Genomic DNA, 14,412 nt, shown 5'->3' on the forward strand with positions numbered 1-14,412 from the left:
CCGCCATGGAGACCGCCGACGCCACCAGCACGGCCGGCGGACCCGCCACCGACGCCGGGAGCCTGCGTGAGCGGGCCCTGGCCACGCTCGTCACGGCCCGGGACCGCACCACGCTGCTGACCGGTTGCGTGGAGGGCCCCGACCTGACCGCCCAGGTGTCGCCGCTGATGTCCCCGCTGGTGTGGGACCTGGCGCACATAGGCAACCAGGAGGAGCAGTGGCTGCTGCGCGCCGTCGCCGGGCAGGAGGCGATACGGCCCGAGATCGACAGCCTCTACGACGCCTTCGAGCATCCGCGCGCCGAGCGGCCGAAGCTGCCGCTGCTGTCGCCCGCCGAGGCCCGCCGCTACGCGGCCGACGTGCGCGCACGGGCGCTGGACGTGCTGGAGAGCACCGCGTTCCACGGGACTCGGCTGACGGAGGCGGGCTTCGCCTTCGGGATGATCGCCCAGCACGAGCAGCAGCACGACGAGACCATGCTGATAACCCACCAGCTCCGCAAGGGCCCGCAGGCGCTGACCGCCCCGGACCCGGACCCGGTGCCGCTGTTCACCGGCCCGGCGGAGGTCCTGGTGCCCGGCGGCCCGTTCGAGATGGGCACGTCGGCCGAACCGTGGGCCCTGGACAACGAGAGGCCCGCGCACCGGGTCGAGGTGGCGCCCTTCCACCTCGACACCACACCGGTGACCAACGGCGCCTACCAGGCGTTCATCGCCGACGGCGGCTACGACGACCCGCGCTGGTGGACGCCGGCGGGCTGGGACCACATCCGCCGGCACGCCGTCACCGCCCCGCTGTTCTGGCGCCGCGACGGCGGGCAGTGGCTGCGGCGCCGCTTCGGGGTCACCGAGGTGGTGCCGGCCGACGAGCCGGTCGTGCACGTGTGCTGGTACGAGGCCGACGCGTACGCCCGCTGGGCCGGACGGCGGCTGCCCACCGAGGCCGAGTGGGAGAAGGCAGCCCGGTACGACCCGGCGGGCGAGCGCACGATGCGCTACCCGTGGGGCGACGCCGATCCGGGACCCGAGCACGCCAACCTCGGCCAGCGGCATCTGCGCCCGGCGCCCGCCGGCGGCTACCCGGCCGGTGAGTCGCCGCTCGGGATACGACAGTTGATCGGCGATGTCTGGGAGTGGACGTCGAGCGACTTCGCCCCGTACCCGGGCTTCCGGGCGTTCCCGTACAAGGAGTACTCGGAGGTGTTCTTCGGGCCCGAGTACAAGGTGCTGCGCGGCGGTTCCTTCGCCGTGGACGCGGTGGCCTGCCGGGGTACGTTCCGCAACTGGGACTATCCGATCCGGCGGCAGATCTTCTCCGGATTCCGCACCGCCCGTTCGGCGGGGGCCTCCTGATGTGCCGTCACCTCGCCTACGTGGGCCCCGTGGAGCCCCTCGGCCGGCTCCTGGTGACCCCGCCGCACGCCCTGTACCGCCAGTCCTGGGCACCCAGACACCAGCGCTACGGCACGGTCAACGCCGACGGGTTCGGCGTCGGCTGGTACGCCGAGGGGGACCCGGTGCCGGCGCGGTACCGGCGGGCCGGGCCGATCTGGGCCGACCAGTCCTTCGCCGACCTGGCCCGGGTGGTGCGGACCGGCGCGCTGCTCGCCGCCGTACGGGACGCGACGCTCTCGGGCGCCGACGCGGAGGCCGCCGCGGCGCCGTTCGCCTCGGGGACCTGGCTGTTCAGCCACAACGGTGCCGTCGCGGGCTGGCCCGGCTCGCTCGCGCGGGTGGCCGGGACGCTGCCGCCCGGGGACCTGCTGTCCCTGGAGGCCCGCAACGACTCGGCGCTCGTGTGGGCACTGGTGCTGGCCCGGCTGCGCGCCGGGGACGACGAGGGCCGGGCGCTCGCCGAGACGGTGCTGGAGGTCGCCGCGGCGGCCCCCGCCTCCCGGCTCAACCTGCTGCTCACCAGCGGCGCCACCATCACGGCCACCACCTGGGGCGACACCCTGTGGTACCTGACCCGTCCCGGTGACGGCACGGTCGTCGCCTCGGAGCCGTACGACGGCGACGCGCGCTGGCGGGAGGTCCCCGACCGCACCCTGCTCGCGGCGAGCCGCACGGACGTGTCACTCACTCCGCTCAAGGACCCGGCTCCGCCCGAGGAGCCGGCCCCGCTCGACGACCCGGCCCCGCTCGAGGACCCGGGCGACAACGCCCTCGCTGACGCATTCGTCTCCCCGAAGGAGCCCCGTACGTGAGCCCGTTCCGTCTCACCCGCACGCTGCCCGAGGACGCCACGGACGCCGCCCTGCGCGCCGACGTCCTGGCGGGCCTGACGAGCACGCCCAAGTGGCTGCCGCCCAAGTGGTTCTACGACGCGCGGGGCAGCGAGCTGTTCGAGGAGATCACCGCGCTGCCCGAGTACTACCCGACCCGTGCCGAGCGGGAGATCCTCGTCGACCGGGCCGGCGAGATCGCCGCGGCCACCGGTGCCCGCACCCTGGTGGAGCTGGGTTCCGGTTCCTCGGAGAAGACCCGGTTCCTGCTGGACGCGCTGACCGGGCTGCGCGGCTACGTGCCGGTCGACGTCAGCGAGAGCGCCCTCACCCAGGCCGGGGAGGCGCTCGTCGCCGAGCGGCCGGACCTCCAGGTGCACGCGCTGATCGCCGACTTCACCGGAGGGCTGACGCTGCCCGAGACACCGGGTCCCCGGCTGGTGGCGTTCCTCGGCGGCACGATCGGCAACCTGCTGCCCGGCGAGCGCGCCGCTTTCCTGGCCGCCGTCCGCGCCCTGCTGTCCCCGGGTGACGCCCTGCTGCTGGGCACGGACCTGGTCAAGGACGAGCGGGTGCTGGTCCGGGCGTACGACGACGCGGCCGGGGTGACCGCCGCGTTCGACAAGAACGTGCTGTCCGTCATCAACCGGGAGCTGGCGGCCGACTTCGCGCCCGCCGCCTTCGAGCACGTGGCGGTGTGGAACGCCGACCGCGAGTGGATCGAGATGCGCCTGCGCTCGCGCACCGCGCAGACGGTGAAGGTCCAGGCGCTCGATCTGGCGGTGGAGTTCGCGGAAGGGGAGGAGCTGCGCACCGAGGTGTCCGCGAAGTTCCGGCGGGAGGGCGTACGGGCCGAACTGGCCGCGGCCGGTCTCGAGCTGGCCCACTGGTGGACGGACGGCGAGGATCGTTTCGCGCTGTCGCTGAGCGTGGCGCGCTGACGCGGCGGCGCGTCAGCCCCCGTCGAGGTCCAGCAGTTCGGTGATGCGGTCGGAGGCCTTGCGGGCCTCCGACTCCGCGTCGCCCCCGGTGAGCACCTTCGTCATGTACGCCTTGATCGGGTTGTCCGCCTCGACCGCGCCCCACCGGGGCGTACCGGGAGTCGCCCGGCCCTGCGCGGCGCCGGCCGCCATGGCGGCGACGCCCTCCTCGCCGGCGACGGCCTTGGCGAGCGACTTCTTGTTCGGAACGTAGTTCATGGTGCGGGCCAGGTCGGTGTTCCACTTGGTGCCCACGAGCGCCTCGACCACGGCGAGGGCGCCGTCGCGTTCGTCGGTGTTCTTCGGCACCACGAGGTCGGAGCCGCCGATGAAGACCGCGCCGGGCTTGCCGGCCTTCTTTCCGGGCACCGGGAAGAAGCCCAGTTCGCCCTTGAGGCCGGGGTTCTCGCGCACGATGGACTGGGCGAGCCCCGGCACCGCGACGATCTGCGCGACCTGCCCCTTCGCGAACACGCCGGCCTGCGGAGGGTGTTCCTCGTCGGCGTCCAGCGGACCGTCGCCCAGGGCCTGCAGTTCGCGGTAGAAGTCCATGCCCCGCAGGGCGGCCTGCGAGTCCAGGGCGCCCGTCCAGGTACCGCCCTCCTGTTCGGCCAGCTCACCGCCCTCGTCCCAGATGAAGCCGGAGAGCGTGTACCAGTCCTGTCCGGCCAGGTAGATACCCTGGTCACCGCCCGAGTCGAGCTTCTCGGTGACGGTGAGCCACTCCTCGCGGGTGCGGGGCGGTGCGGTGATGCCGGCCTGCTCGAACAGGTCCTTGCGGTAGATGACCACGCGGTTGGCGGCGTACCAGGGGATGCCGAACTGCTGGGACATGTACTCCCCGGGTTCGGCGAGACCCGGGAGCCAGTCCCGGATGCCCCAGTCACGCATCGACTCCAGTGTCAGGTCCTCCAGCCGGCCGCCCTCGGCGTACTGCGGGACCTGGGTGTTGCCGACCTCGATGACGTCCGGTTGCCCGTCGGCGCCGTCGGACCTCATCGCGGCCTGCACCTTCTCGCCGATGCCGGTCCACTCCTGGATGCGGATGTCCAGGTCGAGATCGGGGTGTTCGCGCTCGAAGTCCTTGGTGAAGCGCTTGAGGAAGTCCTCCGAGGCGCTGCCCTTCATCAGCCACACGGTGACCGGGCGCCGCTCGCTCCCGCTGTCCGACGACGTCAGGCCGCAGCCGCTGAGCAGGGAGGCGGACACACAGACAAGGGCAAGGAGGCGACGTCTCACGTGGGGTCCTTCTGGTCGTACAGGTCGACGGCCGGCCGACGAGGCCTGCGTTCGATGGGAGACCCGACGTGGGGGGACGAACCGGAGGGCTCGTACGGGTGACTGGGATTTTGGTATGGACCAATGCGGAGGGTCAAGGGGTGATTCGATCACTTTCTCGACACGTGCGCCGCGCCGGCACTTGAGGCAGGGTGGAGTGACACGGGACCCACCGGCGCCCCGCGGAAGGGAGCACCCGCATGTCCAACCACACCTACCGGGTCACCGAGATCGTCGGCACCTCGCCCGACGGCGTCGACCAGGCCGTCCGCAACGGCATCAGCCGCGCCTCCCAGACCCTGCGCAACCTGGACTGGTTCGAGGTGACGCAGGTGCGCGGGCAGATCGAGGAGGGGCAGGTCGCGCACTGGCAGGTCGGCCTGAAGCTCGGCTTCCGCCTGGAGGAGTCGGACTGACCGCACCGGGCGTGTCCACCCGGGACGGTCAGGTGCGCCCCTCGCGCTCCTGCGCCACGCGCAGCTCCGCCGACCGGACCGCCCAGCGCGCCCGGACGACGGTGAAACCCGCCCGTTCGGCGTCGTCGCACACCAGCTCGTCGTCGTCCACGAGGACCCGGACCTCATGGGTGCGGGCGAGCCGCCGCAGGATCTCCAGCTTGGTCCGGCGGGCGGGCCGGCGGTCGGCGTTGCCGCGCATGTGCACGGGCCCCTCGGGCAGGCCGTGCGCGGCCAGCCAGTCGAGCGTGTCGCGCCGGCAGCGCTCCGGCCGCCCGGTCAGATAGACGATCCCGCACTCCTCGGCGCTCTCCCGCACCAGCGCGATCCCGTCCGCGAGCGGCGGATCGTGCGGGGCGGCGGCGAAGAAGGCGTCCCAGTCGCGCGGCCGGCGCTCCAGGAACCGCTGCCGGTGCGCGGTGTCGGCGAGGGTGTTGTCCAGGTCGAACACGGCCAGCGGGGGCCTGCTGCTGTCGGTCACCCGCCCACCCTAGGCGCCGCACCGGGAATGCCGCCGCCACGCGGACGTTGAACACCGTGTGAGTTCAGTGATCGCGACCACCCGCTTCTCCGTCCTGGACCGCTCCCGCATCCGCGAGGGCCACACCGGCGCCCGGGCGCTGCGCGACACCGTGGAACTGGCACGGGAGGCGGAGCGGCTCGGCTACCACCGGTTCTGGGTGTCGGAGCACCACGGCGTGCCGGGAGTGGCCGGCTCGGCGCCGACCGTGCTGGCCGCCGCCGTCGCCGGTGCCACCCGGAGCATCCGGGTCGGCACCGGCGGTGTGATGCTGCCCAACCACCGGCCGCTGGTCGTCGCCGAGCAGTTCGGCGTGCTGGAGTCGCTCTTCCCCGGCCGGATCGACATGGGGCTCGGCCGCTCGGTCGGCTTCACCGACGGCGTACGCAGGGCACTGGGCCGGAACAAGGAGGACGCCGAGGACTTCGGCGCCCAACTGGCGGAGCTGCTGGGCTGGTTTAGGGGCACCTCCCCGACCGGAGCGCACGCCCGCCCCGCCGAGGGGCTGACCGTGCCGCCGTTCGTGCTGGCCATGGGCGAGGGCGCGGCCGTCGCCGCCCGCGCGGGCCTGCCGATGGTCATCGGGGACCTGCGCGACCGCGACCGCATGCGGCGCGGCGTCGACCGCTACCGTGCCGGCTTCCGCCCCTCCGAGTGGAGCCGGGAGCCGTACGTCGTCGTCTCCGGCACCGTCGCCGTGGCCGGCACCCCCGAGGCGGCCCGGCGGCTCCTGGTCCCGGAGGCCTGGTCCATGGCCCATGCCCGCACCCGCGGCTCCTTCCCTCCCCTGCCCCCGGCCGAGGAGGTCGAGGCCCGGACGACGACCGCCAAGGAACGCGAGCTGTACGACGCCGGCCTCACCGGCCACATCGCGGGGACCGAGGAACAGGTGGCCGGCGAGCTGGAGTCGCTCCTCGAGGACACCGGCGCGCAGGAAATCCTGGTGACCACGAGCACCTACGACCGCGAGGCCCTGCTGGACTCCTACCGGCGGCTCGCCCGCGTCACCGGAACCGCGGTGTGAGCCGCACCGGCGTAGAATCGCGGAGTTTGTCCCACCGGCCGTGGCCGAAGACCGTACGGAGTTCCCCGCGATGCACAGCCCCCACGACCCGTACGTCCGGGTGCGCGACGCCCGTGAGCACAACCTCAAGAACGTGGACGTGGACATCCCCCGGGACGTGGTGGCCGTGTTCACCGGTGTGTCGGGCTCGGGGAAGTCGTCGCTCGCGTTCGGGACGCTCTACGCGGAGGCGCAGCGGCGCTACTTCGAGTCGGTCGCGCCGTACGCCCGCAGGCTGATCCACCAGGTCGGTGCCCCCAAGGTCGGCGAGATCACCGGGCTGCCGCCCGCCGTGTCGCTGCAGCAGCGCCGCTCGGCCCCCACCTCCCGCTCCTCGGTCGGCACGGTCACCAACCTCTCCAACTCCCTGCGGATGCTGTTCTCCCGCGCCGGTGACTACCCGCCGGGCGCGCCGCGGCTCGACTCCGACGCCTTCTCGCCGAACACGGCGGCGGGCGCGTGCCCCGAGTGCCACGGACTCGGCCGGGTGCACCGTACGACCGAGGAGCTGCTGGTCCCGGACCCGTCCCTGTCGATCCGGGACGGCGCCGTCGCGGCGTGGCCGGGCGCCTGGCAGGGCAAGAACCTGCGGGACGTCCTCGACGCGCTGGGGTACGACGTGGACCGGCCCTGGCGCGAGCTGCCGGCCGGACAGCGGGAGTGGATCCTGTTCACGGACGAGCAGCCGGTCGTCACGGTGCACCCCGTGCGGGACGCGGGACGCATCCAGCGGCCGTACCAGGGCACGTACATGAGCGCCCGGCGGTATGTGATGAAGACGTTCTCGGACTCGAAGAGCGCGGCGCTGCGGGCGAAGGCGGAGCGCTTCCTGACGAGTGCGCCCTGCCCGGTCTGCGGCGGCGGCAGGCTGCGGCCTCGGGCCCTGGCGGTCACGGTCGGCGGCCGTACCATCGCCGAGCTGGCCGCACTGCCGCTCACGGAACTCGCGGAAGCACTGCCGACCGGCGGCGAGACGGCCCGGGTGCTCACCGGGGACCTCACTTCCCGGATCGCGCCCGTCGTCGAGCTGGGGCTCGGTTATCTGAGCCTGGACCGTCCGACGCCCACCCTGTCCGCGGGCGAGCTGCAGCGGCTGCGGCTGGCGACGCAGTTGCGCTCCGGCCTGTTCGGGGTCGTGTACGTCCTGGACGAACCGTCCGCCGGACTGCACCCGGCGGACACCGAGGCGCTGCTGACGGTGCTGGAGCGGCTGAAGGCGGCCGGCAACTCGGTGTTCGTGGTGGAGCACCACCTCGGCGTGATGCGCGGTGCCGACTGGATCGTGGACGTCGGCCCGCGGGCGGGCGAGCACGGCGGGCGGGTGCTGTACAGCGGTCCCGTCGCCGGGCTGGCCGCCGTCGGGGAGTCCGCGACGGCCCGCCATCTCTTCGACCGCTCCCCCGCTCCCGCCCGCGCGGCCCGAGTCCCCCGGGGCACGGTGACCGTCGGTCCGGTCACCCGGCACAACCTGCGCGCGGTGACGTCCGAGTTCCCGCTCGGTGTGCTCACCGCGGTGACGGGCGTGTCCGGTTCCGGGAAGTCGACGCTCATCGGCGAGATCACCGAGGACCTGCCGGGGGTGGGCCGGCTGGTCTCCGTCGACCAGCGGCCGATCGGACGTACCCCACGCTCCAACCTGGCCACGTACACGGGCCTGTTCGATGTCGTGCGCAAGGTGTTCGCGGCCACCGGGCAGGCTCGGCGAAGGGGTTACGGAGTCGGCCGCTTCTCCTTCAACGTGCCCGGTGGACGCTGCGGGACCTGCCAGGGCGAGGGGTTCGTCAGTGTCGAGCTGCTGTTCCTGCCCAGTACGTACGCACCGTGCCCGGACTGCGGCGGGGCACGCTACAACCCCGAGACGCTGGAGGTGGCGTACCGGGGGCGGAACATCGCCGAGGTGCTGGACCTGACGGTGGTGGAGGCGGCGGAGTTCTTCGCGGACGCGGACACACCGGCGGTGTCGCGCAGCCTGGCCGCGCTGCTCGACGTCGGGCTGGGCTATCTGCGGCTCGGCCAGCCGGCGACCGAACTGTCCGGCGGTGAGGCGCAGCGCATCAAGCTGGCGAGCGAGCTGCAGCGGGGGCGGCGCGGCCACACGCTGTACCTGCTCGACGAGCCGACGACCGGTCTGCACCCCGCCGACGTCGAGGTGCTGATGCGCCAGTTGCACGGTCTCGTCGACGCCGGGCAGACGGTGGTCGTCGTCGAGCACGACATGGCCGTGGTGGCGGGCGCCGACCGGGTCATCGACCTGGGTCCGGGCGGCGGCGAGGCCGGCGGCCGGATCGTCGCCGCCGGGCCGCCGGCCGAGGTGGCACGGGCCGACGGCAGTGCCACCGCGCCGTATCTGGCCCGGTCCCTGGCCGGCGGGACGCGCCGGTGAAGGCGCTCACCGGCGCGGGCCCTCCTGGGGAAGCCGGGAACGGCTACTCGCGGCCCTTCCGCATGTCGTCCTCGGTGTACTCCTCCGTCTCGGCCTCGATCCGCTCCTTGCGGACCCGGCCCCGCACGGTCTCGTTCTCCGTGTGCTCCTCGGTGGTCATCCGGACGCGCTCCACCGGCACCGCCTCGGTCTCCACGACGGGGCGCTCCTCGTGCAGGACGACCTCGTGCTCGTCCTCGCTGATCTCCGGACCGGAGAGCGCCTCGCCACGGTTGGCGTCCGTGATGGGCTCCCGCTCGACCCGCACTTCCTCGTGGCTCACCGGAACGGTCTGCTGGACCTCCTCCGTGACCACGTACTTGCGCAGCCGCGCCCGGCCGCTCTCGCGCCGTTCGACACCGACGTGCATCTGCTCCTCGGAGCGGGTCATCGCGTCGTCGCCGCGCATGCCCGTCCGGCCCGGCGCGCCCTGTTCACCGGTCGTGCCGGCCACGCCTGCCGTGCCGGCCGCTCCGGCCGCTCCGGCGGCGCCGGCGGTTCCGGCGGTTCCGGCCGGGCCCGGCCCCGCGGCCCAGCGGCCGTCGTCGGTCCGCTCGGCCTCGGAGAGCACGCTGTCCCAGTTGATGCCGTAGTAGTCGTAGAGCCGGTGCTCCTCGGTCTCCGACAGATGTCCGCCCGCGTCGACGTCGACGCTGGGCGCGCCCTTGACCATGTCCTTGCGGTAGGGGACCTCGAGGTGGTCCTGCACCAGCGCGGCGTCGCGGATGGGCACGAAGGACTCGTTGGAGCCGAGCATTCCCGTCTTCACGCTCACCCACTCGGGGCGACCGGTCATGTCGTCGAAGAAGACGTGCTTGGCGTCGCCGATCTTGTTCCCGTCACCGTCGTAGACCGGATGGTCCAAGACGTTGGCGATCTCTTCACGGGTGATCATCTGGCATCACCCTCCTTCCGGAGTGCCTGCCTTCCGGATGACCGCATCCGACCTACGGAAACGGACCATACGTCACAAATGACACATACTTTTCGAAGGTGCTTTCCCTTGGGCGGCGTGGGCGAGCGAACGCCGGTCGGCGTGCCCGCCCGGCCCGATGACCGGCCGCACCTCCACCTCCGCGGTCAGCCCGCGCGCCGACGCCACCCGCCACAGCGAGGCGAGCAGGGTGTCCTCCCCGACGAACGCGGGCGCCGTGCTCACCGCCCGACCGCCGGCCCGGTACCGGATGTGGACCGGCTGGACCGGCACCCCGGCGTCCAGCGCGGCCTGGAAGACGGCCCGGCGGAAGGGCCCCTGGGCGCGTCCGCACCAGGTACTGCCCTCGGGGAAGGCGGCGACCGCGGCGCCCTCGCGCAGAGCGCGCGCGATCACGGCGACCGTGTCCGGCAGGGCCCGCAGCCGGTCCCGTTCGATGAACAGCACCCCGCCGCGCGCGGCGAGCGCTCCCGCCACCGGCCACCGCCCGATCTCGCTCTTGGCCAGCATCCGCGCGGGGCGCACGGCGGCGAGCAGCGGGATGTCGAGCCAGGAGACGTGGTTGGCGACGAGGAGCAGCCCGCCGGTGGGCGCGGCGGCGCCCGTGACGCGGACCCGGACGCCGGCCGCCCGCACGATCCACCGGCACCAGCTCCGCGCCAGGGCGGCGGGCACCGGCACCCGCGCACGGGGGCGGCCCCGGCCGAGCGGCGTCAGTACGACCGCGATCCCGGCGAGGAGCAGCACGCCGACCACCGCGAGGCGCAGTACGGCACGTGGCAGGGCCGCTCCGTCCCGGGAGGGCTCCACGCACGCCCCGGGGGTGCAGGGCGCGGCGGGCAGCCAGGCGCTCATCAGGCCGCGACGAGCGAGAGGAAGTGCCGCAGATAGCGCGCGTCGACCCGGCTCATCGGCAGCAGCACGTACAGGTCGGCCACGCCGAAGTCCACGTCGTGCGCGGGCTCCCCGCAGACCCAGGCGCCGAGGCGGAGGTAACCGCGCAGCAGGGCCGGCAGTTCGGTGCGGCCGGCGGGCGCTGCGGCGCTCGGGGTCCACGGGAGCAGCGGCCGTACCCGGTACTCCTCGGGCGCCAGGTGCTTGGTCCGCACCCGGTCCCAGGTGCCGGCCGCGAGGGTGCCGCCGTCGGCGAGCGGGATCGAGCAGCAGCCGGCCAGCCACTCGTGGCCCCGGTCGGTCATGTAGCGGGCTATGCCGGCCCAGATGAGCCCGATCACGGCGCCGTCGCGGTGGTCGGGGTGCACGCAGGACCGGCCGACCTCGACCAGGCCGGGGCGGATCGCGTCCAGCGCCGCGAGGTCGAACTCACTCTCGGCGTACAGCCGCCCGGCGACCGCCGCGCGCCCCGGCGGCAGCAGCCGGTAGGTACCCACGACCTGCCCGGTATCCTCCTCCCGCACCAGCAGGTGGTCGCAGTACGCGTCGAAGGGGTCGACGTCGTACCCGGGCTCCGGGCTCGCCAGCCGCGCGCCCATCTCCTGCGCGAAGACGTCGTGCCGCAGCCGCTGCGCGGCCCGCACGTCCTCCTCCTCGCGGGCGAGCGCGACGGTGTAGCGGTGGGGTGCGGCTGGCTTGGCGAGACGGTCTGCGGTCAGTACGCCGGTCATGGCACTCTCCTGGTCACGGGCCGGGGCGGCGACGGCGGACCGACGGTGTACGGTCCGCCGCCCCTGTTCTTCCGCTGCCGGTTGGCCGGTGCGTGACCTGGGCCGGGAGAGTGGATGTGCGGCTGCTGAATGCCAGGGGCGAAAGCGAGACGGGGCCGAGAGGAGCACCTCTCCCGGCCCCGTCCGTCCGCACCCTCGGCGAACGTTCTGTCGGGCTAGCGCTTCGCCCCCTTGCGCGTGGCCCGCAGCCACTCCTTGTTCATGCTGGTGATGGACACCAGCGGGATGCCCTTGGGACAGGCCGTGGCGCACTCGCCGGCCAGGGTGCAGCCGCCGAAGCCCTCGTCGTCCATCTGCGCCACCATGTCCAGCACCCGCGTCTCCCGCTCGGGCGCGCCCTGCGGCAGGACGTTGAGGTGATTCACCTTCGCGGACGTGAACAGCATCGCCGCTCCGTTCGGGCAGGCCGCGACGCACGCCCCGCAGCCGATGCACTCGGCGTGCTCGAAGGCGAAGTCGGCGTCCGGCTTGGGCACCGGTGCGGCGTGGGCCTCCGGCGCGGCACCGGTCGGCGCGGTGATGTAACCGCCGGCCTGGATGATCCGGTCGAAGGCCGAACGGTCGACGACCAGGTCCTTCACGACCGGGAAGGCGGATGCCCGCCACGGCTCGACGTCGATGGTGTCGCCGTCCTGGAAGGACCGCATGTGAAGCTGGCAGGTGGTGGTGCGCTCGGGCCCGTGGGCGTCGCCGTTGATGACCAGCGAGCAGGCGCCGCAGATGCCCTCGCGGCAGTCGTGGTCGAAGGCGACCGGGTCCTCGCCCTTGAGGATGAGCTCCTCGTTGAGGGTGTCGAGCATCTCCAGGAAGGACATGTCGCGGGAGATGCCGTCCACCTCGTACGTGGACATGGCGCCGTCGGCGTCGGCGTTCTTCTGCCGCCATACGCGCAGGGTGAGCTTCATGCGTAGCTCCGCTGGGTGGGGTGGACGTACTCGAAGACCAGGTCTTCCTTGTGCAGGGTGGGGGCCTCGCCGGTGCCGGTGAACTCCCAGGCCGCCGCGTAGCCGAACTCGTCGTCCTTGCGGGCCGCCTCGCCGTCGGGGGTCTGGGACTCCTCGCGGAAGTGGCCGCCGCAGGACTCGGCCCGGTGCAGCGCGTCGAGGCACATCAGCTCGGCGAGCTCCAGGTAGTCGACGACGCGGTTGGCCTTCTCCAGCGACTGGTTGAACTCCTCGCCGGTGCCGGGGACCTTGACGCGCCGCCAGAACTCCTCGCGGATCTGGGGGATGCGCTCCAGGGCTTTGCGCAGGCCGGTGTCGGTGCGGGCCATGCCGCAGAACTCCCACATCAGCTCGCCGAGTTCGCGGTGGAAGGAGTCCGGGGTGCGGTCCCCGTCCACGGACAGCAGGAGGTTGAGCCGGTCCTCGGTCTCCGCCAGCACCTCCTGCACCACCGGGTGGCCGTCGTCGACCTCGTCCTTGTGCGGGTTGCGGGCGAGGTAGTCGTTGATGGTGGCCGGGAGGACGAAGTAGCCGTCGGCCAGGCCCTGCATCAGCGCCGAGGCGCCGAGCCGGTTGGCGCCGTGGTCGGAGAAGTTGGCCTCGCCGATCGCGAACAGGCCGGGGACGGTGGTCTGGAGGTCGTAGTCGACCCACAGGCCGCCCATCGTGTAGTGCACGGCGGGGTAGATCCGCATCGGCACCCGGTACGGGTCCTCGTCGGTGATCCGCTGGTACATGTCGAAGAGGTTGCCGTACTTGGCCTCGACGGCCTTGCGGCCCATGCGCTCGATCGCGTCGGCGAAGTCCAGGTACACGCCCTGGCCGCCGGGCCCCACTCCCCTGCCCTCGTCGCAGACGTTCTTCGCGGCGCGGGAGGCGATGTCGCGCGGGACCAGGTTGCCGAAGGACGGGTAGACGCGCTCCAGGTAGTAGTCGCGCTCGTCCTCGGGGATCTCGTTCGGCGGGCGGTCGTCGCCCTTGGCCTTCGGTACCCAGATCCGGCCGTCGTTGCGCAGCGACTCGCTCATCAGCGTCAGCTTGGACTGGTGGTCGCCGGTGCGCGGGATGCAGGTCGGGTGGATCTGCGTGAAGCAGGGGTTGGCGAAGTACGCGCCGCGCCGGTGCGCCCGCCACACGGCGGTCGCGTTGGAGTTCATGGCGTTGGTCGACAGGTAGAAGACGTTGCCGTAGCCGCCGGAGGCGAGGACGACCGCGTCCGCGAAGTACGTGTCGATCTTCCCAGTGATCAGGTCCCGGACGACGACGCCGCGCGCCCGGCCGTCCACGACGATCAGGTCGAGCATCTCGGTGCGCGGGTGCATCTCGATGTTCCCGGCCGCGATCTGCCTGCTGAGGGCCTGGTAGGCGCCGAGCAGCAGTTGCTGGCCCGTCTGGCCCCGGGCGTAGAACGTACGGGAGACCTGGACGCCGCCGAAGGAGCGGGTGTCGAGCAGACCGCCGTACTCACGGGCGAACGGCACGCCCTGGGCCACGCACTGGTCGATGATCTCGACCGAGATCTGGGCGAGCCGGTGCACGTTGGACTCGCGGGAGCGGAAGTCGCCGCCCTTGACGGTGTCGTAGAACAGCCGGTGGACGGAGTCGCCGTCGTTGCGGTAGTTCTTCGCGGCGTTGATGCCACCCTGCGCGGCGATGGAGTGGGCCCGGCGCGGGGAGTCCTGGTAGCAGAACTGGACGACGTGGTAGCCCTGCTCGGCGAGCGTCGCGCCGGCGGAGCCGCCCGCGAGTCCGGTTCCGACGACGATGACCGTCTGCCCCCGCCGGTTGGCGGGGTTGACCAGTTGCGCCTCGAAACGGCGCGTGTCCCAGCGCTCGTTGACGGGTCCGGCGGGGGCCTTGGTGTCGGCGACCGGCTCACCGGTCGTGTAGTCGGCGTAGCTTGTCAT

General features: G+C 72.8%; 13 protein-coding genes. 6 read left to right on the top strand and 7 right to left on the bottom strand.

The window, feature by feature from the left end:
* The first annotated feature begins 5 nt into the window (after positions 1-5).
* Genes egtB through egtD form a run of 3 tightly spaced genes read left to right on the top strand, consistent with a single transcriptional unit; the run spans position 6 to position 3,165 of the window.
* Complete coding sequence (gene egtB, locus B1H29_RS03965; RefSeq protein ID WP_409350939.1) at positions 6-1,352, top strand: ergothioneine biosynthesis protein EgtB; 1,347 nt, start codon at positions 6-8, stop codon at positions 1,350-1,352.
* Positions 1,352-2,206 carry an ergothioneine biosynthesis protein EgtC gene (egtC, locus tag B1H29_RS03970; RefSeq protein ID WP_055421082.1) on the top strand — a complete coding sequence of 285 codons (855 nt, stop codon included), beginning with the start codon at positions 1,352-1,354 and terminating at the stop codon, positions 2,204-2,206. The genes egtB and egtC overlap by 1 nt, the downstream gene beginning before the upstream one ends.
* On the top strand, positions 2,203-3,165 hold the full coding sequence (egtD, locus tag B1H29_RS03975; RefSeq protein WP_055421081.1) for an L-histidine N(alpha)-methyltransferase: 963 nt from the start codon (positions 2,203-2,205) through the stop codon (positions 3,163-3,165). Before egtC ends, egtD begins: the two co-directional genes overlap by 4 nt.
* Positions 3,166-3,177: 12 nt before the next feature.
* Here egtD and B1H29_RS03980 read toward each other — a convergent pair whose 3' ends face one another.
* Complete coding sequence (locus tag B1H29_RS03980) at positions 3,178-4,443, bottom strand: extracellular solute-binding protein (RefSeq protein WP_055421080.1); 1,266 nt, start codon at positions 4,441-4,443, stop codon at positions 3,178-3,180.
* Positions 4,444-4,682: 239 nt separating this feature from the next.
* Between B1H29_RS03980 and B1H29_RS03985 the strand changes: the two genes are divergently transcribed.
* On the top strand, positions 4,683-4,898 hold the full coding sequence (locus B1H29_RS03985) for a dodecin (protein WP_055421079.1): 216 nt from the start codon (positions 4,683-4,685) through the stop codon (positions 4,896-4,898).
* A 28-nt stretch (positions 4,899-4,926) separates the two neighbouring features.
* Here B1H29_RS03985 and B1H29_RS03990 read toward each other — a convergent pair whose 3' ends face one another.
* Positions 4,927-5,418 carry an LNS2 domain-containing protein gene (locus B1H29_RS03990; protein WP_055421078.1) on the bottom strand — a complete coding sequence of 164 codons (492 nt, stop codon included), beginning with the start codon at positions 5,416-5,418 and terminating at the stop codon, positions 4,927-4,929.
* 58 nt (positions 5,419-5,476) lie between these two features.
* Here B1H29_RS03990 and B1H29_RS03995 point away from each other — a divergent pair, with 58 nt between their 5' ends.
* Positions 5,477-6,481 (top strand): LLM class flavin-dependent oxidoreductase, encoded by a 1,005-nt coding sequence (locus B1H29_RS03995; protein ID WP_055421077.1) that lies wholly within the window; start codon positions 5,477-5,479, stop codon positions 6,479-6,481.
* 70 nt (positions 6,482-6,551) lie between these two features.
* Entirely contained in the window at positions 6,552-8,903 is a 2,352-nt protein-coding gene (locus tag B1H29_RS04000) for an excinuclease ABC subunit UvrA (protein ID WP_055421598.1), read from the top strand.
* Positions 8,904-8,946: 43 nt separating this feature from the next.
* Here the strand turns inward: B1H29_RS04000 and B1H29_RS04005 are convergent, their stop codons facing one another.
* The 5 genes from B1H29_RS04005 to B1H29_RS04025 all read right to left on the bottom strand — a co-directional run bounded on the left by B1H29_RS04005 (position 8,947) and on the right by B1H29_RS04025 (position 14,412).
* On the bottom strand, positions 8,947-9,837 hold the full coding sequence (locus tag B1H29_RS04005) for a DUF2382 domain-containing protein (RefSeq protein WP_055421076.1): 891 nt from the start codon (positions 9,835-9,837) through the stop codon (positions 8,947-8,949).
* 72 nt (positions 9,838-9,909) lie between these two features.
* Positions 9,910-10,731 (bottom strand): lysophospholipid acyltransferase family protein, encoded by an 822-nt coding sequence (locus B1H29_RS04010; RefSeq protein WP_055421075.1) that lies wholly within the window; start codon positions 10,729-10,731, stop codon positions 9,910-9,912.
* On the bottom strand, positions 10,731-11,501 hold the full coding sequence (locus B1H29_RS04015) for a GNAT family N-acetyltransferase (RefSeq protein WP_055421074.1): 771 nt from the start codon (positions 11,499-11,501) through the stop codon (positions 10,731-10,733). The genes B1H29_RS04010 and B1H29_RS04015 overlap by 1 nt, the downstream gene beginning before the upstream one ends.
* Positions 11,502-11,716: 215 nt before the next feature.
* The gene (locus B1H29_RS04020; protein WP_055421073.1) at positions 11,717-12,466 is read right to left on the bottom strand and encodes a succinate dehydrogenase/fumarate reductase iron-sulfur subunit; all 750 of its coding nucleotides are present in this window, start codon (positions 12,464-12,466) and stop codon (positions 11,717-11,719) included.
* On the bottom strand, positions 12,463-14,412 hold the full coding sequence (locus tag B1H29_RS04025; RefSeq protein WP_055421072.1) for a fumarate reductase/succinate dehydrogenase flavoprotein subunit: 1,950 nt from the start codon (positions 14,410-14,412) through the stop codon (positions 12,463-12,465). The genes B1H29_RS04020 and B1H29_RS04025 overlap by 4 nt, the downstream gene beginning before the upstream one ends.

The organism is Streptomyces pactum (genome assembly GCF_002005225.1).
Classification (GTDB): Bacteria; Actinomycetota; Actinomycetes; order Streptomycetales; family Streptomycetaceae; genus Streptomyces; species Streptomyces pactum_A.

Excerpts from the sequence above, each read along its gene's own strand:
- egtB (WP_409350939.1), top strand. The coding sequence starts at position 6 with ATGGAGACCGCCGACGCCACCAGCACGGCCGGCGGACCCGCCACCGAC.
- egtC (WP_055421082.1), top strand. The coding sequence starts at position 1,352 with ATGTGCCGTCACCTCGCCTACGTGGGCCCCGTGGAGCCCCTCGGCCGG.
- B1H29_RS03985 (WP_055421079.1), top strand. The coding sequence starts at position 4,683 with ATGTCCAACCACACCTACCGGGTCACCGAGATCGTCGGCACCTCGCCC.
- B1H29_RS04000 (WP_055421598.1), top strand. The coding sequence starts at position 6,552 with ATGCACAGCCCCCACGACCCGTACGTCCGGGTGCGCGACGCCCGTGAG.
- B1H29_RS04005 (WP_055421076.1), bottom strand. The coding sequence starts at position 9,837 with ATGATCACCCGTGAAGAGATCGCCAACGTCTTGGACCATCCGGTCTAC.
- B1H29_RS04010 (WP_055421075.1), bottom strand. The coding sequence starts at position 10,731 with ATGAGCGCCTGGCTGCCCGCCGCGCCCTGCACCCCCGGGGCGTGCGTG.
- B1H29_RS04015 (WP_055421074.1), bottom strand. The coding sequence starts at position 11,501 with ATGACCGGCGTACTGACCGCAGACCGTCTCGCCAAGCCAGCCGCACCC.
- B1H29_RS04020 (WP_055421073.1), bottom strand. The coding sequence starts at position 12,466 with ATGAAGCTCACCCTGCGCGTATGGCGGCAGAAGAACGCCGACGCCGAC.
- B1H29_RS04025 (WP_055421072.1), bottom strand. The coding sequence starts at position 14,412 with ATGACAAGCTACGCCGACTACACGACCGGTGAGCCGGTCGCCGACACC.